The 17,240-nt window shown below is 65.9% G+C and carries 18 protein-coding genes and 2 pseudogenes; 9 read left to right on the forward strand and 11 right to left on the reverse strand.

Annotated elements, in window-relative coordinates:
- Positions 1 to 177: 177 nt before the first annotated feature.
- Both ACV7NQ_RS17995 and ACV7NQ_RS18000 read right to left on the reverse strand, forming a co-directional pair.
- Positions 178 to 1,527, reverse strand: a complete 1,350-nt coding sequence (locus tag ACV7NQ_RS17995) for a serine hydrolase domain-containing protein (protein WP_463360739.1) — start codon at positions 1,525 to 1,527, stop codon at positions 178 to 180.
- A gap of 106 nt (positions 1,528 to 1,633) precedes the next feature.
- A complete protein-coding gene (locus ACV7NQ_RS18000; RefSeq protein WP_463360740.1) occupies positions 1,634 to 2,875 on the reverse strand; it encodes an APC family permease in 1,242 nt (413 codons plus the stop codon).
- 42 nt (positions 2,876 to 2,917) lie between these two features.
- Between ACV7NQ_RS18000 and ACV7NQ_RS18005 the strand changes: the two genes are divergently transcribed.
- The 4 genes from ACV7NQ_RS18005 to bla all read left to right on the forward strand — a co-directional run bounded on the left by ACV7NQ_RS18005 (position 2,918) and on the right by bla (position 6,139).
- Positions 2,918 to 3,088, forward strand: coding sequence for a hypothetical protein (locus tag ACV7NQ_RS18005; RefSeq protein ID WP_463366111.1), 171 nt, complete (start codon positions 2,918 to 2,920; stop codon positions 3,086 to 3,088).
- A 30-nt stretch (positions 3,089 to 3,118) separates the two neighbouring features.
- On the forward strand, positions 3,119 to 3,559 hold the full coding sequence (locus ACV7NQ_RS18010; RefSeq protein WP_463360741.1) for a Fur family transcriptional regulator: 441 nt from the start codon (positions 3,119 to 3,121) through the stop codon (positions 3,557 to 3,559).
- 55 nt (positions 3,560 to 3,614) lie between these two features.
- The gene (locus ACV7NQ_RS18015) at positions 3,615 to 5,075 is read left to right on the forward strand and encodes a catalase (RefSeq protein WP_463360742.1); all 1,461 of its coding nucleotides are present in this window, start codon (positions 3,615 to 3,617) and stop codon (positions 5,073 to 5,075) included.
- Between the two features lie 146 nt (positions 5,076 to 5,221).
- Positions 5,222 to 6,139: a class A beta-lactamase gene (gene bla, locus ACV7NQ_RS18020; RefSeq protein WP_463360743.1), complete on the forward strand. Its 918-nt coding sequence runs from the start codon at positions 5,222 to 5,224 to the stop codon at positions 6,137 to 6,139.
- A 15-nt stretch (positions 6,140 to 6,154) separates the two neighbouring features.
- On the opposite strand, the gene ACV7NQ_RS18025 is transcribed toward bla, so the two are convergent.
- Positions 6,155 to 6,532 (reverse strand): TetR/AcrR family transcriptional regulator C-terminal domain-containing protein, encoded by a 378-nt coding sequence (locus tag ACV7NQ_RS18025; RefSeq protein WP_463360744.1) that lies wholly within the window; start codon positions 6,530 to 6,532, stop codon positions 6,155 to 6,157.
- 58 nt (positions 6,533 to 6,590) lie between these two features.
- Between ACV7NQ_RS18025 and ACV7NQ_RS18030 the strand changes: the two genes are divergently transcribed.
- Complete coding sequence (locus tag ACV7NQ_RS18030) at positions 6,591 to 6,740, forward strand: hypothetical protein (protein WP_463360745.1); 150 nt, start codon at positions 6,591 to 6,593, stop codon at positions 6,738 to 6,740.
- A 286-nt stretch (positions 6,741 to 7,026) separates the two neighbouring features.
- Here ACV7NQ_RS18030 and ACV7NQ_RS18035 read toward each other — a convergent pair whose 3' ends face one another.
- Positions 7,027 to 7,152: a hypothetical protein gene (locus ACV7NQ_RS18035; RefSeq protein ID WP_463360746.1), complete on the reverse strand. Its 126-nt coding sequence runs from the start codon at positions 7,150 to 7,152 to the stop codon at positions 7,027 to 7,029.
- Between the two features lie 145 nt (positions 7,153 to 7,297).
- Here ACV7NQ_RS18035 and ACV7NQ_RS18040 point away from each other — a divergent pair, with 145 nt between their 5' ends.
- The 3 genes from ACV7NQ_RS18040 to ACV7NQ_RS18050 all read left to right on the forward strand — a co-directional run bounded on the left by ACV7NQ_RS18040 (position 7,298) and on the right by ACV7NQ_RS18050 (position 10,038).
- A complete protein-coding gene (locus tag ACV7NQ_RS18040; protein WP_463360747.1) occupies positions 7,298 to 7,840 on the forward strand; it encodes a hypothetical protein in 543 nt (180 codons plus the stop codon).
- 384 nt (positions 7,841 to 8,224) lie between these two features.
- On the forward strand, positions 8,225 to 9,451 hold the full coding sequence (locus ACV7NQ_RS18045; protein WP_463365716.1) for a cytochrome P450: 1,227 nt from the start codon (positions 8,225 to 8,227) through the stop codon (positions 9,449 to 9,451).
- Entirely contained in the window at positions 9,448 to 10,038 is a 591-nt protein-coding gene (locus ACV7NQ_RS18050) for a TetR/AcrR family transcriptional regulator (protein ID WP_463360748.1), read from the forward strand. The genes ACV7NQ_RS18045 and ACV7NQ_RS18050 overlap by 4 nt, the downstream gene beginning before the upstream one ends.
- Positions 10,039 to 10,105: 67 nt before the next feature.
- Here the strand turns inward: ACV7NQ_RS18050 and ACV7NQ_RS18055 are convergent, their stop codons facing one another.
- From ACV7NQ_RS18055 to ACV7NQ_RS18080, 6 genes and pseudogenes are all read right to left on the reverse strand, one after another.
- Positions 10,106 to 11,344: an FAD-dependent monooxygenase gene (locus ACV7NQ_RS18055; protein WP_463360749.1), complete on the reverse strand. Its 1,239-nt coding sequence runs from the start codon at positions 11,342 to 11,344 to the stop codon at positions 10,106 to 10,108.
- Between the two features lie 184 nt (positions 11,345 to 11,528).
- On the reverse strand, positions 11,529 to 13,268 hold the full coding sequence (gene atzF / locus ACV7NQ_RS18060) for an allophanate hydrolase (protein ID WP_463360750.1): 1,740 nt from the start codon (positions 13,266 to 13,268) through the stop codon (positions 11,529 to 11,531).
- The gene (locus ACV7NQ_RS18065; protein WP_463365717.1) at positions 13,269 to 13,403 is read right to left on the reverse strand and encodes an acyl-CoA carboxylase biotin carboxyl carrier protein subunit; all 135 of its coding nucleotides are present in this window, start codon (positions 13,401 to 13,403) and stop codon (positions 13,269 to 13,271) included.
- A pseudogene (locus tag ACV7NQ_RS18070) lies at positions 13,401 to 13,595 on the reverse strand (biotin carboxylase N-terminal domain-containing protein); the annotation flags it as partial. The pseudogene ACV7NQ_RS18070 and the gene ACV7NQ_RS18065, both read right to left, overlap by 3 nt.
- A 10-nt stretch (positions 13,596 to 13,605) precedes the next feature.
- A complete protein-coding gene (locus ACV7NQ_RS18075; RefSeq protein ID WP_463360751.1) occupies positions 13,606 to 14,313 on the reverse strand; it encodes a GntR family transcriptional regulator in 708 nt (235 codons plus the stop codon).
- A gap of 185 nt (positions 14,314 to 14,498) precedes the next feature.
- Positions 14,499 to 14,985, reverse strand: a pseudogene (locus ACV7NQ_RS18080) (GNAT family N-acetyltransferase).
- Between the two features lie 493 nt (positions 14,986 to 15,478).
- On the opposite strand from ACV7NQ_RS18080, the gene ACV7NQ_RS18085 reads away from it, so the two are divergent.
- Positions 15,479 to 15,799 carry a hypothetical protein gene (locus tag ACV7NQ_RS18085; RefSeq protein WP_463360752.1) on the forward strand — a complete coding sequence of 107 codons (321 nt, stop codon included), beginning with the start codon at positions 15,479 to 15,481 and terminating at the stop codon, positions 15,797 to 15,799.
- A gap of 206 nt (positions 15,800 to 16,005) precedes the next feature.
- Here the strand turns inward: ACV7NQ_RS18085 and ACV7NQ_RS18090 are convergent, their stop codons facing one another.
- Complete coding sequence (locus ACV7NQ_RS18090; protein ID WP_463360753.1) at positions 16,006 to 16,947, reverse strand: C40 family peptidase; 942 nt, start codon at positions 16,945 to 16,947, stop codon at positions 16,006 to 16,008.
- Positions 16,948 to 17,240 lie beyond the last annotated feature (293 nt).

The following is a 17,240-nucleotide window of genomic DNA, read 5'->3' on the forward strand; positions in this document are numbered from 1 at the left end:
GCTCGACCGCTGTCTCGGCTGATAGCCTGCGCCGATGGCGAACCCTCATGCCCATGTGTACTTCCGGGACCGGATTGTCCCTGCCGCTGATGCGTCGGTCGGCGTCGCATCCTCGGCAGTGCTCTACGGCCTCAGTGACTACACCGTGTTTCCGGGTGTGGGAACTCCCGGTGTGATTCAGCGGATGCCCGGCGTCCGCGGACCGGGTCCGAGGCAGGCCAGAATGGCGCAGCCCGGCGCGGTATCCGCGAACGGCGGCGCCAACGGATAGTTTAAACAGGCGAAGACATTGCATCCCGGATACGCGGACGGCCCGATCCCGAATACCGCGAGCAGGATATTGGTATCCACGAACCGGCTGGGATCCAGTCGCAGCGGCGGCTCGACATACGGGCCGGGATCGGGTACCGGATTGTCGTCGAACGCCGCGAACAGCCTGCGGAAGAACTCGTGCGGCAATTCCGAAGTGTTCTGAACGATTCCGGACAGGCCCTCGTTGCTGACGTTGCCGAAGACCCCGGTCCAGACCACCGTCAAATCCAGGCTGGGGATGATGAAGACGTTCTGCAGGCCGAGCCCGGACATCGAATACACGTCGGCGGGCAGGAAGGCCGCGGTCTCCGCGCACGCGGGCCCGAGCCAGAAGAGATACCCGTAGCACTTATTCGCCGGTGACGGCTGCCGCGCCTGGCGCAGGTAGGCCCGCGATACGAGTTGCTGGGCACCCCAACGTCCGTCGTTGCTCAGCAGCAGCCCGAGCTTCGCGAAGTCGTTCGGCGGGATCATCAGGTGCGCGTAGCCGTAGGTATGTCCGGCGCGGTCGCGTGCCCAGTAATAGTCGCTGCGGGCGATGCCGAGCGGATCGAACAACTCGCGCTGCGCGAATTCCTGCAACGGTTCGCCGACCGCGAGTTCGATGACGTACGCGAGCAGATCGACATTGCGCTGGCTGTAGCTGAAGACCGTGCCCGGCGGGTTGTCCAGCGGCACTCCGAGCGCCTGCATCGCGCTGTTCGGATCGAGCGGAATCACCCCGGTAATGCCCTCGGTGAGCACCCCGACCTTCATGCCCGACGTCTCGGTGAGCAGGTTCTGCACGGTGATCGACCGATGCGCCGCGTCGCCGAGCCCGGGCGGCAGATACTGATCGATCGGCGCATCGATATCGAGTTTGCCTTGGTCCCACGCCATCCCGGCGAGAATGGAGACGACGCTCTTGGTCGCGCTCCAGACATTCCACGCGACATTCCCGGTCTGCTCGTTCGTCGGTCCCTCGCCGATCAGGCAATTGTGGCGAAAAACTTGGACATTAAACCGATTTCGCCCACCCGCGAACGCCAACGCCTCCGCCAGCCGCTGCGAATCCAGACCGACCTGTTCCGGTGCGGCCCGCTCCGGCTCCCGCCCGGAGGACACCCCGCATTCGACCTGCTCGGTCGGGGTCGCCTGAGCACCCCCGGCGAACACGCCCCCCGCTACCAGCGATACCGCCACGATTCCAGCCAGGAATCCACAGAAACGCCCCATGGCCAGAAGGCTATCGTGCCGAGGCACCCTATACCCGCCGACAGCACCGGTGAAGCAAACTCGATCTGGCGGCAGGTGCGGTGGGCCGATGTGACGGGAACTGGAGTTATCGGGTAGACAGAGCGCGAATTCCGTACCAAACGGCCCCGATCGCGAGTGCCGCGAGTCCCGCGAGCACGGCGGAGATCGGCAGCGCGAAGCCCACGCTCACACAGCCGACCGCCCCGACGATCGGCACCCAGCGGGCGGGACGATCCTCCGCCGCGGTCAGCGTCGCCGCCGAGATGTTCGCGATCAGGTAGTAGACGAGCACCGTGAACGACGAAAAGCCAATGGCCGCACGCACATCGAAGGTCGCTGCCAGTACCGCGACCACCGCACCGACCACCAACTCCGCCCGATGCGGGACCCCGAACCGTGGATGCACCACCGCCAGCGCCCCCGGCAGATACCGATCCCGCGCCATGGCCAGCATCGTGCGCGAGACGCCGAGGATCAACGCGAGCAGCGATCCGGCGGCCGCGAGCACCGCACCGACTCGAACCACCGGCGCCAATTCAGGTATCCCCGCGTCGGATACCACCCGAGCCAGCGGGTCCGTCGCATCCGCGAGCCCCGCCGATCCGAGCACCTCCAACGCCACGATCGCCACCAGCGCATAGACCAGCACCGCGAGCCCGAGCGCGATCATGATGGCCCGCGGAATCGTGCGCCGCGGATCCCGCACTTCCTCCCCGAGCGTGGCGATGCGGGCATACCCCGCGAAGGCGAAGAACAGCAGCCCCGCCGCCTCCAACACGCCCCGGGGTCCGATCCGATCGGGCAGAACCGTCGCCGCCGAATGCGTTCCGAACAACCCGACCCCGACAACCACCGCAAGCACCGCGAGCACCAGCGCGACAATAATCCGGGTAGCCAGCGCGGACTTCTGCACACCCGTGTAATTGATCGCGGTAATGGCGACGACGGCCCCCACCGCGACTGCGTTGGACTGCTCCGGCCACGCGTAATTGCCGACCGTCAACGCCATCGCCGCACAGGACGCGGTCTTGCCCGCAACGAACCCCCACCCGGCGAGATATCCCCAGAACTTCCCCAGCCGTTCGCGCCCGTACACATACGTGCCACCCGACACCGGATACCGTGCCGCGAGCCGCGCCGAGGACGTCGCATTGCAGTATGCGAGCACCGCGGCCACCGCCAGCGCGACCAGCAACCAACTCCCCGCCGCCGCGGCGGCCGGCGCGAGCGCGGCGAAGATCCCGGCCCCGACCATCGACCCGAGTCCGATGACCACCGAATCCGCGAGCCCGAGCCTGCGCTGAAGTACGTCGTCGTGTGAGGTCACCCCCACATCCTTGGGGAAGCGATCCGCGAGCGCGAATCGGCCATGCCCGACATCTACATCCTCGGCCCGACCAACCATCCCTGGGACAGCGACGTCGCCCTGCGTCGCCCCGGCCGATTCGACCGCATGATCCTGGTGACCCTGCCGGATACCGCTGCACGCAAGGCGCGGCGGGTGACCCAGGGCACAGATTCTCTGGGATTCTTTTCTTGATTAATTCCAGAAAAGAGGCAGACTGAGGCCATGCACACCGATGGCCCCGATCCGCGTGAGCAGTTGCGCGCGGCCGGCCTGCGGGTTACCGCCCCGCGGGTCGCGGTGCTGGATGCGGTCGCGGCCCGACCGCATTCGGATGCCGATCGGGTAGCTGCCACGGTTCGGGAAGCATTGGGTTCGGTATCCACGCAGGCCGTCTACGACGTGCTTCGGGCCTGCGTGCACGCCGGAATCCTGCGGCGTATCGAGCCGGCCGGTTCGGCCGCGCTCTACGAGACCCGGATCAGGGACAACCACCATCACCTGGTGTGCCGAAACTGCGGCGCGGTCGTGGACGTGGACTGTGTCGTGGGCAGGGCCCCCTGCCTGGAACCCGTGGAAGACCACGGTTTCGCGATCGATGAGGCAGAGGTCGTCTTCTGGGGTCTGTGCCCTACATGTCGTTCGCAAGGACGGCAGTCACCCTGACAGCCCGGGTCAGCCACCCCCGGGACGTTTGTTCATCAGCCAAGGAGGCTTCGATATGACCAGGCCGACAACCACTAACACCGGTACCCCGGTGGAGAGCGACAATGAGTCCCTCACCGCGGGTACCCAGGGACCGATTCTGCTGCACGACCACTACCTCATCGAGAAGCTCGCCCAGTTCAACCGCGAGCGGGTGCCGGAGCGGATCGTGCACGCCAAGGGTGCGGGTGCCTACGGTGAACTGGTTGTGACCAATGATGTCAGCCGCTACACCAAGGCCAAGCTGTTCCAGCCGGGTACGCGGACCGAGTCGCTGGTGCGTTTCTCCACGGTGGCCGGTGAACAGGGCAGCCCCGACACCTGGCGTGACCCCCGCGGTTTCGCGGTGAAGTTCTACACCGAAGACGGCAACTACGACCTCGTCGGCAACAACACTCCGGTCTTCTTCATCACAGACCCGATCAAGTTCCCCGACTTCATCCGTTCGCAGAAGCGCCTGCCCGGCAACGGTTTGCGCGACCACACCATGCAGTGGGACTTCTGGACCCTGCGTCCGGAGACCGCGCACCAGGTGACCTGGCTGATGGGTGACCGCGGCATCCCGAAGACCTACCGCCACATGAACGGCTACGGCTCGCACACCTACCAGTGGATCAACGCCGCCGGTGAGCGCTTCTGGGTGAAGTACCACTTCAAGACCGACCAGGGCATCGACTACCTGACCCAGGCCGACGCCGACCGGATCGCGGGCGAGAACGCCGATTACCACCGCAAGGACCTGTGGGACGCGATCGAGCGTGGCGAGTTCCCGAGCTGGACGGTGCACGTACAGGTCATGCCCGTCGCCGCGGCGGAGGGCTACCGCTTCAACCCGTTCGACCTGACCAAGGTGTGGTCGCACAAGGACTACCCGCTGATCGAGGTCGGCAAGTGGACCCTGAACCGCAACCCGGGCAACTACTTCGTCGACATCGAGCAGGCTGCCTTCGAGCCCTCGAATGTCGTTCCCGGCATTGGTTTTTCGCCGGACAAGATGCTGCTCGGCCGGGTGTTCTCCTACGCGGACGCGCACCGCTACCGGATCGGCACCAACTACGCGCAGCTGCCGCCGAACCAGGCCAGGGCCGCGGAGGTGAACTCCTACTCCAAGGAGGGCTCCATGCGGTACCACTACAACCCGGCCGATGTGCCCGTGTACGCACCGAACTCGTTCGGCGGCCCGCACGCCGACCCGGAGAAGGCGCCCGATGGCGGCATCTGGGACTTCGATCCGACCATCGTGCGCGCCGGCTACATCGAGCACGCGGAGGACGGCGACTTCACCCAGGCGGGCACGCTGGTGCGCGAGGTGCTCAATGACGAGCAGCGCGAACGCCTGGTGAACAACATCGTCGGCCACGTGCTCGGCGGTGTTCAGGAGCCGGTGCTCAGTCGCGTCTTCGAGTACTGGAAGAACGTGGACACCGATCTCGGCAAGCGGGTCGAGGAAGGGGTCCGGGCCAGCCTCGACGGCTAGGCCGCCCGTCGCCCTCGCAGGGCGCAGCGCGGTAGTTCGACACCTGGGCAGGTGCGCATCCTTCGGGTGTGCACCTGCCCTGCCGCAGGTCCTCTGGACCGACGTTCCGTTTGTCCGGCGGTCCGATCACCTGACAAGGTGATGGCATGTTTCGGACGACACGTAATTTTCGGGTAGCCCTGACCGCCGCGCTGGCGCTCCCGGTGCTCGCCGCCTGCGGTACCGATTCGAAGGCGGCACAGAACCTTCCGAGCGCGACGGCTCCGGCGCCGGTGCGTAACGCCGCTCGGATCGCGGATCTGGAAATGCGATACGAAGCCCAAATCGGCTTGTTCGCCGTCGATACCGGCACCGGCAAGACCGTGTCGAACAGCAGCAACCAGCGCTTCCCGCTGCTGTCCACCTTCAAAACGCTCGCGGTTGCGGCGTTGCTCAAGGCACATCCGCTCGACACCGGATACTTCGATCGGGTCGTCCATTTCACCGACGCCGACCTCGTGGCGAACTCGCCGGTTACCACCGCCAAGGTGGCCGATGGCATGACCGTGGCTGCTCTCGCCGAGGCGGCGATCACCCGCAGCGACAACACCGCGGGCAATCTGCTGCTGCGCGAACTCGGTGGGCCAGAAGAACTTACGGCGTTTCTGCGCACCCTCGGCGATCAGGTGAGCAGGCTGGATCGCTGGGAGCCGGACCTCAATACCGCCGTCCCCGGCGACCCGCAGGACACCACCACTCCCGCCGCGCTGGCCGCCGACTACCGCGCGCTGGTCGTCGGTGACGGGCTCGGCGCACCGGAGCGGGACCGTTTGATCAGTTGGCTGAAGGCGAATACCACCGGCGACAAGCGCATTCGCGCCGGCGTTCCGGCGGGCTGGAGCATCGGCGACAAGACCGGAACCGGCGACTACGGCTGCATCAATGATGCGGCGATCACCTGGCCGGACGGCGGTCGCGCCCCGATTGTGATCGTGGTGCTGACCCGTAAAGGCGCCCAGGATGCCACGCCGGACAACGCCGTAATCGCCGACACCGCAAAGCTCGTCGTCGAATCGATGCGCTGACCTACCGACATTTGTTCAATCACGTTTGCGCAGTGCGAGATCCAGTCCGTCGAGTATCAACCCAGTTCGTGCTCGAAGGATTCGTTTCGGTGACTTCGGTATGTCTCCTGCTGGTTGTGCGACATAGTGTTTGTGCAGCGGCGGGCCACATCTTCTCGAACCACTCTGGTCGGCCTCTTCCATGCCGAATCCGGCTTCCTCGAACACGGCGAGGATGGCCTCGTTGCCGCGCACCATGTTCGGCCCGAGGTAGAGGGTGCCGACCTCACCGAAGACCGATGCCAGCCAGGGGTGGCGCAGCACCGTCGCGCGCAGTCCGATGGCAAAGTCCGTGATGGCCGCTCGCCAGCCGCGTGCATCCGCAGGATCAGGGCCCTCCAGCTCGCCGAACACCGCATCGGCGACCAGTTCGATCAGCTTCGGCCACGATCTGCGCCCCGGTCAGGGCCGGTTGCTCGCGCCGCTGCAGGTGCTCAATGTGGCGATCCCGCAGATCGCCACCGACCTGGGCGCCGGAGCCCAGGACATTCAGTGGATCATCGATCGACGCTTCGAGTATCGCGGGAACCAATGGGGACAGCGGTCTCGCCGCCGCGGCTAGGGCGGCCTTCTCCACAGCGATGTCCACCACGTTCGTTGCCGCTGCCCTGCCCGGTGCTCGCCGCCGCCGTGCTAGGCGCGAAGGGAATTCCGTCACAAGTGATCTCGATGACGAAGTGGGAGGTCGCCGAGCCGATCGGCACCGATCAGGTCCGCTGACAATGCCGCCCTGACACTCGAAACCCGCTCTCCTGCTGACTCTTTCGATCAGCGGTAGAGCCGGTTTCGTCATTGTGCCGGGCCGCGCCGAGTCCGCGGTCCGACGACGCCGACATCGGCGCTAGGCCCTACAGCAGGCCCCACCAATACACCAGGCAGGCCAGCAGCCAGACCACCACGGTTTCCATCGCCGCTCCAATCTCCTTGGCGCCCTCGCCTCCATCATCCCGCGATTCGCGGTGACGTGGTGGCAACTCGACTGGTTCTCGCTGGTCATATCGCCGCTACCTGCTGATTTGTTCCTACAAGGTCTTCTTAAGGGCGTGGCAAGCCCCGGGCCGCATTGTTTGTGTCAACACCGGAAAACAAACACCCGGACCTGACAAGGACGCACTGACGATGATCGGCAAGCTGACCACCGCCCTCGCCCTCACCACCACGACCGCCGCCCTGCAGTTCGGCGCGGGCACCGCCGCCGCGGAGACCACCGGAATCCCGGGCGCCGCGCTCACCGGCCAGGCCACCTGCACCCATAAGAACGATCGGATCGAGATCGAGATCGCCGCTCCTGTCGTTTACGCGCAGCCCGGTGAACACCAGTTGGTCCGCTACCGCACCGTCATCTACGACGCGCCCCAGGGCACGTTGGCCGGCGCGGGGGAGTGGCAGAAGGGCAAGGCCACCGACACCAAGCCGGCCGAGATGAACGACACCGACATGAAGGTGCTGCGCAACGACCCGAACCGCTACAGGGTGGTCCAGCAGGTGCAGTGGCTGGCGCCTGACGGCGAGAACGCGGTCGCCAGCACTGATCTCCACCCCACCGGCTACAGGACGGCCGCACCGTACTCGGCACCTTCGAGCACTGCCAGTAGGCCCTACCAGGGGGATGAACCACCACGGGGGGTGGGGACCGGGCACGACCTGTCTTCGAGGGGTTGACAGGTCGCAGCCCGGAGATGAGGCCGGCCGGACTGGTCCACGAGGGGTGACCGGTCCGGCTGGTTTTCGTTAGAGGGCAACCACTTTCGGATGGCTCTTCCAGAAGCTCCTGCCGACGGTAACCATTCGGTGCACGCCGACGATCCCACCCAAGTACTGGCCGGGCCGGTTCACGAGGGTGACCGGCCCGGCCGCCTCCATTCATCCTGGTTGTCGCAACCTACACGGCACTCCTCATGCGACGGTTTCGCCGCGCGCGCCACGGTGACGCTCTACCTGCCGTTGCTCGCCGAGCGCTACGAGGAATGGATCATCGAGGGCCAGGTAACCGCCAGCTCAGCGACTACTCTAGACAGAACCGTCATTCTGTCTTATCGTCGAAACATGTTGCTCCAAGAGTATCGTGATGCTCCGTCCTTCGAGCTGCGGTCGGGGGAGACCTGGAGGTCGCCGTGGGGGATGTATGCCGCGTTGCGGGATCAGGATCCAGTGCATCATGTGGTCCCCGGGGAGCGGCCGGAGCGTGACTACTGGGTGCTTACTCGGCATGAGGATGTCTATGCGGCGGTTCGGGATACCGAGACGTTTTCCTCGAGTGACGGGTTGACGGTGGAGTACGGGGAGTTGGAGCAGATCGGGCTGACCGACAATCCGCCGATGGTGATGCAGGATCCGCCGGTGCACACCGAGTTCCGCAGGCTGGTGTCGCGCGGGTTCACCCCGCGGCAGGTCGTCGAGGTCGAGCCGGTGGTTCGTCGGTTCGTGCGCGAGCGTCTGGACCAGCTGGCCGAACAGGGTGGAGGAGACATCGTCAAGCAGTTGTTCAAGCCGCTGCCGAGCATGGTTGTCGCGTATTACCTCGGTGTGCCCGCCGAGGATCGTGGGCGGTTCGACGGCTGGACCGACGCGGTGGTCGCGGGCAGTATCGACGCGCGCAATACCCACGCACAGCAGGCATCGTTCGAAATGCTCGGCTATTTCGCTGAACTCATCAAACGCCGCCGCACCGACCCTGGCGACGACACGGTGTCGCTGCTGGTGCAGGCGGGCATGGCCGCGGAAGACGCAGACGTGCGCGGCCTGGTGCAGATCTTGGCCTACACCTGGACGATGGTCGCGGGCGGCAACGACACCACCACCGGATTGCTCGGTGGTGCAGTGCAATTGCTGCAACAGAGGCCGCAGCAGCGGGCCGCGCTGGTGGCCGACAAGGACCGGATCGGCGTGGCGATCGAGGAACTCGCCCGGCTGACCTCGCCGGTGCAGTGCTTGGCCAGGACGGCGACGCGGGAGGTGGAGTTGGCCGGGACGACGGTGCCCGCCGGACGCAAGGTGCTGCTCGTCTACGGTTCCGCCAACCGCGATGACCGGGCCTACGGCGCGGATGCGGAAGAACTCGATATCGACCGGAATCCGCAGCGGATCATGACCTTCGGGCACGGACCGCATCACTGCCTCGGTGCCGCCGCGGCTCGGATGCAGGCCCGAGTTGCCTTGGAGGAGTTGCTGGATCGCTTTCCCGACTATCGCGTAGATATCGACGCGGTCGAATACGCGCCGGGGCCCTACGTGCGTAGGCCGACGACGGTCCCGTTCCGGTGCGTGGCATGAACGGAGACTGGCTGGCCGACGGTCGCGCGGAACTCGCGACCGAACGCATCCTCGACGCGGTGCGCATGCTGTTTCTGGAGAAGGGCGTCAGCGGGGTCGGGATGGCCGAAGTCGCCGACGCCGCAGGATGTTCCAGGGCGACGCTCTACCGCTATTTCGACAACCGGCAGGCGCTGTATGTGGCCTTCGCGGGCCGGGAGGCGCGGCAATTGGTCGAGCGGGTGTGGCGCGACCGGCCTTTCGAGGCCGCCGCCGACCATGCGGAGCAACTGCTCGACACGGTGACCGCGGTGCTGGCCGAGGTGCGCAAGACCCCGCATCTGGCCGTGTGGTTCGAGCCGTCGAACTCCGGAATCGTTGCCCAGCTGTCGAATTCGTCGGACGTGATCGATGCGATCGGCGCCGGTTTCGTGGCAAGCTACCGCCCCGGCTTATCCGCCGACGCCGCCCGGTTGCTCGGACAGTGGGTGATCCGGGCGGTCGTGTCGTTACTGACCCTGCCCGGTGCGGGCGGGAACGAGGAGCGCGCGATGCTCCGAAATTTCGTGCTGCCGTTTCTGCTCGACGAGCGGATGACGATCGAATGATGCCTGCTGGAAAGGCGATGACCGGCGCCGCGGTCGACGGCGCCGGTCATCGCGAATCCTTGGGTGGTCAGCCGACGGATTGGGCCGAGTAGTCCGGCAGGTCGTAATCCTCGGTCTTGGTGAGCATCTTCATCATCACCGGCTTCATCACCTTCGCGGTCATCAGCTTGCTGAACATGAGCCCCGCGCGAATTCCGAAGCGGGACTTGGGCGTCATCGACCGCAGGCCACCCGGCGGCAGTTCCTGCGCGGTGGCGACGAACGGCCGCAGCACCTCTTCGTAGCTGGTCAGCGCCTGCTGCGGATCGCCTGCGTACTTGACGATTTCACCGGCGAGGACGTAGGCGCCCACCAGTGCCATGGCGGTGCCCTGCCCGGTGAGCGGCGAGCCGCAGGAGCCCGCATCCCCGAGCAGCGTCACCCGACCCTTGGACCAATTCGGCATATCGATGCGGGCCAGCTCGTCGAAGTAGAAGTCGTTCGCGTCCGCCATGGCGTCGTTGACCGTGCTCGCGATCCGGCCGCCGCCTGCCAGCCGCTCGCGGATCTGCTGCTGCTGCGCGGGCACATCGCGGCGCAGTGTCGGATCCGCCTCTTTGCGAATGGTGATGATCGCTTTGCAGGTGGCCGGGTCGCGATCCGGGCGCAGCCCGACGCCGGTGGCGCCGACCAGCGAATTCATTGTGAACCAGTTGTCTTCCGTACCCGCCGGGGTCGGCAGCGTGAAGAACGACATGTACCCGCCCAGGTAGGTCGAGAACTGTTCCTCGGGGCCGAATACCAGGCGGCGGGTCGCGGAGTGCAGTCCGTCCGCGCCGATCACGATGTCGAAGCGCTCGGTGCCGCCGGAGGCGAAGGTGACCTCGACGCCGGTGTCGTCCTGGTTGATGTCGGTGATCCATTCGCCGTAGCGGTAGTCCACGCCGCCCGCCTCGGCGAGTGCGTCGAGCAGCACCTGGTTCAGGTCGCCACGGGTGAGCTCCTTCTCGGCGACAGCGCCCTTGCCGTCGAACATCTCGGCGGGCATGCGCAGCAGGTCCCGGCCTTCGCTGTCCACCATGACGATGCCGCGCTCGTCGAGCTGGTAGTTCCGGATACCCGGCATCAGGCCCATCCGCTCGGCCACCTCGCCGCTCGGGCCGCGCAGGTCGACAGCCTGCCCGCCGGGGCGCGGTGCGTCGGCCCGCTCGACGACGGTGGCCCGGATGCCGACCCGAAGCAGTTGCAGGGCAACGGCATTACCGCCGATACCGCCGCCAGAGACGAGGATGCGGGGCTGGTTGGCGGCGGAGTGGCTGGCGTTCATTGTCTAATCCCTTGCTCGACTGGAGTGTCTTAGACATATGTTTAACAAAGGCTTGCACGCTTGTCTAGTACAAATGTGTAAGACGAGCGTACAGTGGTCTGCATGGAAAACCGAGAAGCGCTGCTACACGCGGCCCGCACCTGCATCTACCAGCGTGGATTCGCCGGGCCATCACCCGCGACGGCTAGCTCTGCCGCTGAAGGTATGCCTTCCAGCCACCGAACGAGGTGATATCGGTCGCCGCCTGTGCGGAGTCATAGGTGCAGGCGAAGCCGATAACCGAACGGCCGTCGGCCAATTCGATGCTGGTCAATGCCATTGGTGCGGGCAGCGCCGCGAGGAAACGACCGAGCCCGGCCTCGGATACTCGGAAGAGCTCACCGAGGATCGGCGCGCCGAGACCGTCACCGTGTCGCACCAGTCCTGGTTTCGTTGGTGTGGTGTCCAGTGCGGTGAGTCGGTAGGCGTCGGTGGTGCGGATCTCCCCGGCGAACCGAGCTCCGATCTCCTCCAACTGCCAATGCAGTGCCTGTCCACGCAGATGCGCGCCGAAGACCGCCAATTCCGTGCCGCGATCGACCAGCGCCGGAGTTGTGTCGACGCCGACGATGCGTGCGGCGATATCGACGGCGACCTGGTCGGCGAAAGCGGGCGCGACGACCATCACGCCGAACGGCGCGGCGTCGGCAGTGGGTAGGCCGGGGACGGCCACCGCCGTCATATCCAGCAGGTTGCAGAAGTTGGTGTAGGTACCCATCCGCCGATTGATCCCCAACGGATCTGCCTGCACTGCAACGATACTCGGGTGCTCGGTGGTCGTCGGCAGCAGCAGTCCGTGGAACTCGGCCAGCAGGGTGGTGGCGGCGGACCGCGCCCGAGCGAGTGCGTCGAGATCGTCCGCGAATCCGGGACCGGTCGTCGCACGAGCCGCCTCGATGATGGCCGTCACCGTGGGATCGGCGCCCGCCGGTGCGGTGTCCAGGAAGGCGCCCACCGCGGCGTAGCGTTCGGCGACGATCGCGCCGTCGTACAGCAGTCGCGCGGCGTCGAGCAGACCCGAGATGTCGATCTCCGTTGTCGCGATACCGGAATTCGTCACGGCGGCAACGGTTCTGGTGAACGCATCGCGGTAGGGCTCGCTGAGCGCCGCGAGGTCCTCGGCTCGGGGAACGGCGAGGCGCAGCGCCTGCGGTGCGGCGAGGTGGACGTCGGTGGGCCAGCTCCGACTACGCGGGTCGCGTGGCTCCGGACCGGCCATCACCGCGGCGGCCGCGACGGCACGATCGAGGTCGGCGGCCAAGACGGTGACGGCGTCGTAATCGGCGCACGCGGGCACCACGCCGTGCGCCGGGATGACGCCCAAAGTGGCCTTGATACCGACGATTCCGTGCAATGCGGCGGGCACCCGACCGGAACCTGCTGTGTCGGTGCCGATTCCGATGTCCGCGATGCCCAATGCGACCGCGACCGCCGACCCCGAGCTGGAGCCGCCGGAGATCAGCTCCGGATAGTGCGCATTGCGAACCGCACCGTACGGGCTGCGGGTGCCGACCAGGCCGGTGGCGAATTGATCCAGGTTGGTCTTGCCGAGCAAGATGGCGCCGGCCGCGACCAGCCGCTCGATCGCAGCCGCGGTGACCTCGGCGGTGTAGGCGAACTCGGGGCAGGCCGCGGTGGTCGGCAGCCCTGCGACGTCGATATTGTCCTTGACCGCCACCAAAGTCCCGGCCAGCGGCAGGGATTCACCCGCGGCGAGCCGTTGTTCGACGGCGGCCGCGTCGGCGGCGACATAGCCTTCCTGCCGCAGCGTGATCCACACCTCGGGTCGATCCACCTCGGCGATCCGCCGATAGGCGGCGGCGACTCGTTCGGTGGGCGATCCCTGCGGTTGCACTGCGGTGTTGCCTAGGACACCTGCGGTCATTCAGTCGACTCCGATCACGGCTAGCGGGGTTCCCGGCTCCACTTTGGCGCCGGGTGTGGCCAGTACCTTCAGCACGGTGCCCGTTTCCGGGCTATGCGCGGGCAGTTCGAGTTTCATCGCTTCCAGAATGGCCAGGAACGATGCCGCGCCGTGGTCGGTGTCGTAGACGAACTCGGCAGCGTCGGCGATTTCGACATGGGCCGCGCCCACATCGGCGTCCGAGAAGACGGCGACCGTCTCCAAACCGAGCGCTGGGGCCGTTCGCATCACCCGGCACGCGATCTCGCCGCGATCGGCGACGCGCACCGCATCGAACTCCAGCGTCACCGTCGACTCCCTATTCAGTTGCCAGGGACATCGCGGTGATGGCCCGCGTGACTCTCTCGAGCACTACATCCAGCGATCCGCCGACGTGTGTGTGCAGTAGTCGGTATGCGAGCGGAAGATCTTCTGCCAGGACGGCATCCAGGATTCGGAGATGCTCGGAGATGGTGGTCTCGATCCGGTTGTTGACCATGAAGTCGTACATCCGGACATGCCGGATCCGCGAGTTCACCGACTTCAGTGACCGCACCAACTCGGCATTCCCCGCCGCCGTCAGCAAGCAGACATGGAACTCTTCGTCGCGAACCACGAACCCCGGTTCCTGCTTCGGCGGATCCGCCTTCAGCTTCAGCCAGCCAGCCCGCTCCGCCTCCAGCAGCGCACGATCGTGCCGCACCGCCGGATTGTCGATGGCCCGTTGAATTCCCCCCAGCTCCAAGGTAAGTCGCAGCTCATACAGATCCCGAATCAGCGGAATGCTCGGCCGCACCGGCGTGAACCCGTAGTCCTCTCGCTGCAACAACCCATCCGAGCACAGCACCGTCAGGGCCTCCCGAATCGGCGTCCGCGAAATCCCGAACCGAGCCGCCAACTTGGGCTCGGTCAGCCGCTCCCCGAACCGGATGTCCCCATTCATCAACTCGCCACGCAACGTCGTGTAAACCACGTCCAGCAACGGCCGCCCCGCCGCATCAGCCAGCGTGGCCACCCTTGTCGACATACGTGTATACGCTATGGACCTCCCGTTTCATCGAGATGTCCGCAAGTTAGCAAGCGGTAAGAGTCTCCTCACCGCCCTTCCCCGGACGGCTACGACTCCAATGTCCCGATGCCTCTGAACTTGGGACAAATTCTGGGACGCCGATGGCCCCGGGCGTCTGAGGTGCCCCGGGGCCGGGGTTCCGGCTACTCGATGCCGAATGGTGCGGCGTAGTGGACCGTGCCGCGCGGCAGTGGTCGTGCGAGGTCCAGGGTCAGCGCCATCAGCGCCTCGTCCGGGACGTCGATGCTCAGGCCGATGCCGTGCTGGGAGGCCCGGGTGAAGCCGAAGCGTGGGTAGTACGTCGGGTGTCCTAGGACGACTACGAAGGCTTCGCCCATCTTTCGTGCCGCGTCGAGTGCGGCGCGGATCGCGGCGGAACCGGCGCCGCTGCGCTGGTATTCAGGAAGAGCGGCGCAGGGGCCCCAGGCACAATGCTGGGGTTTCATCGACGTGGCAGCGGGTCAGTAGCGCGTAGCCGGTGAGTGGGCCGTCCGAGGACGGGTCACCGCGCAGGGCGCCGATGATGTCGGCCTCCAGGGCGGTCGCGAAGGCAGCGAGATTGATGTCCCGGACTGTGGGGATGTCGGCGTCGGTCTCGACACGTGCGATCCAGTCGGTACGAGTGGTCATTCCGGATTCTCCGTATTCGTGATGCGGCCCCGTTCGAAGAGAGGGCACCACCGTCATGCGAGCCGTGCGGCATGCGACACGAACGCCGGACGAGAGTCGGCTAGACCGGGACCTGGAACGTGTGGAGGGTCCGGGCGTCGTGCGAGACGGTGGTCTTCGGCACGGTCATCAACCCACCTCCTGCAGCCATTTATCAGGTCGAATACGAACGCGTGACGCTAACACGACGGCAGTTCTGCCTGCCATTCAATCTCGAGCGAACGCCAGGTGGACGACACCTCACCGCCGCGGTCGCGACGCGGGGAGCGGACGGAAACACTCGGCAACACCACGTGACTGGTGCCGGACACATTGCCGCAGAAGGCTATTGGGCAACCCCGGCGCCGGGTCGATGCCGTTACCTCTCATCGGCACACCGACCGACCAGAGCCGCCGGCCGGTGGCAACAGCCCCGGCGCCGGGCGCCAGTAATAGCAGCGTCGCGGAGGTGTCGATGAAGCCGCTAGTCCTCATCGCACTGCTGGCTCTCGTATGCGGCCTACTCGCGGTCATCGCCGCCGCGGTGTGGTGGCCGGTTCCCACCCAGCATCCCCTCGCCGTCCGCGAGAGCCGGCGGCGTGCGACCCGCGGCCGGACAGGGCCGGTCGGTTGGCTGCACGAAGCACCGGACATCGCGTTCACCGTCCCCGAGGCGGGTCAAGTCCTCCAACGCCACCGCCAATGCCACATCGACCGCTGCGCCAGAAAGTCGGCGGCCTTCCGCATCCTGCTGGCCGCCGGACACTTGGAATCCGACGCGTTCCGCAGACTCTGAGGGGCTCATCGCACCACCACAGGTCGTGGCCGTCAGGCGTCGGCGTTCTCGTGCCAGGTCATATGTTCCTGGTAAGCAAGGCAATTCGGGTGGGTTGGTGATGACTGTCAACGTCAGAGGTCGAGCAGGGTGCCGCCGAGGACGCGCTCACGCAACTCACCTGGGTCGGTGACCTCGAGGCGGTTCCCGCTGCCGCCGTGGTGGATTCAGAACCGGCGGGTGCCCGTCACCGGCATCTGCGAAATCGGAGTCATCGTGACGCCGATGCCTTCGGTCGCGGCATGGATGACCTGGCCGTCACCGGCGTAAAGGGCCGAATGACCGCCGCCGTAGAACGACACCAGATCGCCCGGCTCCAGTTCGTCCATTGATACCGGTGTGCCCGCGGCGAGCTGGTCGTAGCTGGTGCGCGGCACTTCGACGCCTGCTTGCTCGTACGACCACTGCACCAGACCCGAGCAGTCGAAGGAGTCGGGACCGGTCGAGCCCATGATGTAATCGGCACCCAGTTTGGACCGCGCCGCTTCGACGGCGACCTCGCCGGTGGTCTTCTTCGGCGTCACGGCGGGAGCGGCGGGCGCCGCGCGGTCGATCTCTGGAATGCCGGTGAGGAATGGGAGTTCGATTCGCGGCAGGGGCACCGGGAACGGCAACTCGATTCCCAGCACGGTTGTGTACGTCTGGAGTTCGGCTCCCGGCACCGTGGCGGGCGCGAAAAGTTGGGTTCCCAGCACCGTGGCGGGCGCGGAGAGTTCAGTTCCCAGAATCGCATCGGTTGCGGCGAGCGGGATTGTCGAAGCGGTGCTCGAGACCATAATCTCCGCTTCCGAAACATCTGCGATTGCCGGACGTTCTAATTCCGGAACTGTGGATTCCAGAAGCTGGATTACGGGGATGTCAGCGGTGAGCTCGACCGCGATTCCCGGAATATCCACGGAATTCAATACTCCGATTCCAGTCGGGATCGCGAAGCCGTCGGAGGCTTCGACGGTTCCCACGGCTGGGACTATCAGCGGTTGGGCGGACGCCTGTCCCGCGTTCAGCAGCGTCGCAACGATAGCCGCTGCGGTCGCGGCTCCGATCGCCAGGGCCCACAGGGCCACTCGGCGCAGGTAGCGCGAATATCGTACGTCGTCGGTTGAAGCCATAATCCGGTCCTCCGATCCTCGTATCGAGGGCCGGGCGATGCCGCACTTCGTGGCTGTCACCAAGCCCTCGAATTGATTCGAAAACCAGCACGGTGATCTGTTCGGTACAGCGGATCCGATTTGTCATCGTCCGGCATTTGACACATCTGCACAGCAAATTCAGATAACGAAACAATAACTACTGGAAGTACTTTTAATAACGCGTCGATTGGCAGGAATCAGATATGCAGCCGGTCTGGCGTGAAAATGCCCCGCGGCGGAATGAATTCTGCCGCGGGGCATTCGTGCGAACC

The organism is Nocardia sp. Tas62D01 (assembly GCF_055232035.1).

Coding starts and splice junctions, on each gene's coding strand:
- ACV7NQ_RS17995 (WP_463360739.1), bottom strand. CDS start 1,527: ATGGGGCGTTTCTGTGGATTCCTGGCTGGAATCGTGGCGGTATCGCTG.
- ACV7NQ_RS18090 (WP_463360753.1), bottom strand. CDS start 16,947: ATGGCTTCAACCGACGACGTACGATATTCGCGCTACCTGCGCCGAGTG.
- bla (WP_463360743.1), top strand. CDS start 5,222: ATGTTTCGGACGACACGTAATTTTCGGGTAGCCCTGACCGCCGCGCTG.
- ACV7NQ_RS18050 (WP_463360748.1), top strand. CDS start 9,448: ATGAACGGAGACTGGCTGGCCGACGGTCGCGCGGAACTCGCGACCGAA.
- ACV7NQ_RS18040 (WP_463360747.1), top strand. CDS start 7,298: ATGATCGGCAAGCTGACCACCGCCCTCGCCCTCACCACCACGACCGCC.
- ACV7NQ_RS18045 (WP_463365716.1), top strand. CDS start 8,225: ATGTTGCTCCAAGAGTATCGTGATGCTCCGTCCTTCGAGCTGCGGTCG.
- ACV7NQ_RS18055 (WP_463360749.1), bottom strand. CDS start 11,344: ATGAACGCCAGCCACTCCGCCGCCAACCAGCCCCGCATCCTCGTCTCT.
- ACV7NQ_RS18005 (WP_463366111.1), top strand. CDS start 2,918: ATGCCCGACATCTACATCCTCGGCCCGACCAACCATCCCTGGGACAGC.
- atzF (WP_463360750.1), bottom strand. CDS start 13,268: ATGACCGCAGGTGTCCTAGGCAACACCGCAGTGCAACCGCAGGGATCG.
- ACV7NQ_RS18075 (WP_463360751.1), bottom strand. CDS start 14,313: ATGTCGACAAGGGTGGCCACGCTGGCTGATGCGGCGGGGCGGCCGTTG.
- ACV7NQ_RS18085 (WP_463360752.1), top strand. CDS start 15,479: ATGAAGCCGCTAGTCCTCATCGCACTGCTGGCTCTCGTATGCGGCCTA.
- ACV7NQ_RS18010 (WP_463360741.1), top strand. CDS start 3,119: ATGCACACCGATGGCCCCGATCCGCGTGAGCAGTTGCGCGCGGCCGGC.
- ACV7NQ_RS18015 (WP_463360742.1), top strand. CDS start 3,615: ATGACCAGGCCGACAACCACTAACACCGGTACCCCGGTGGAGAGCGAC.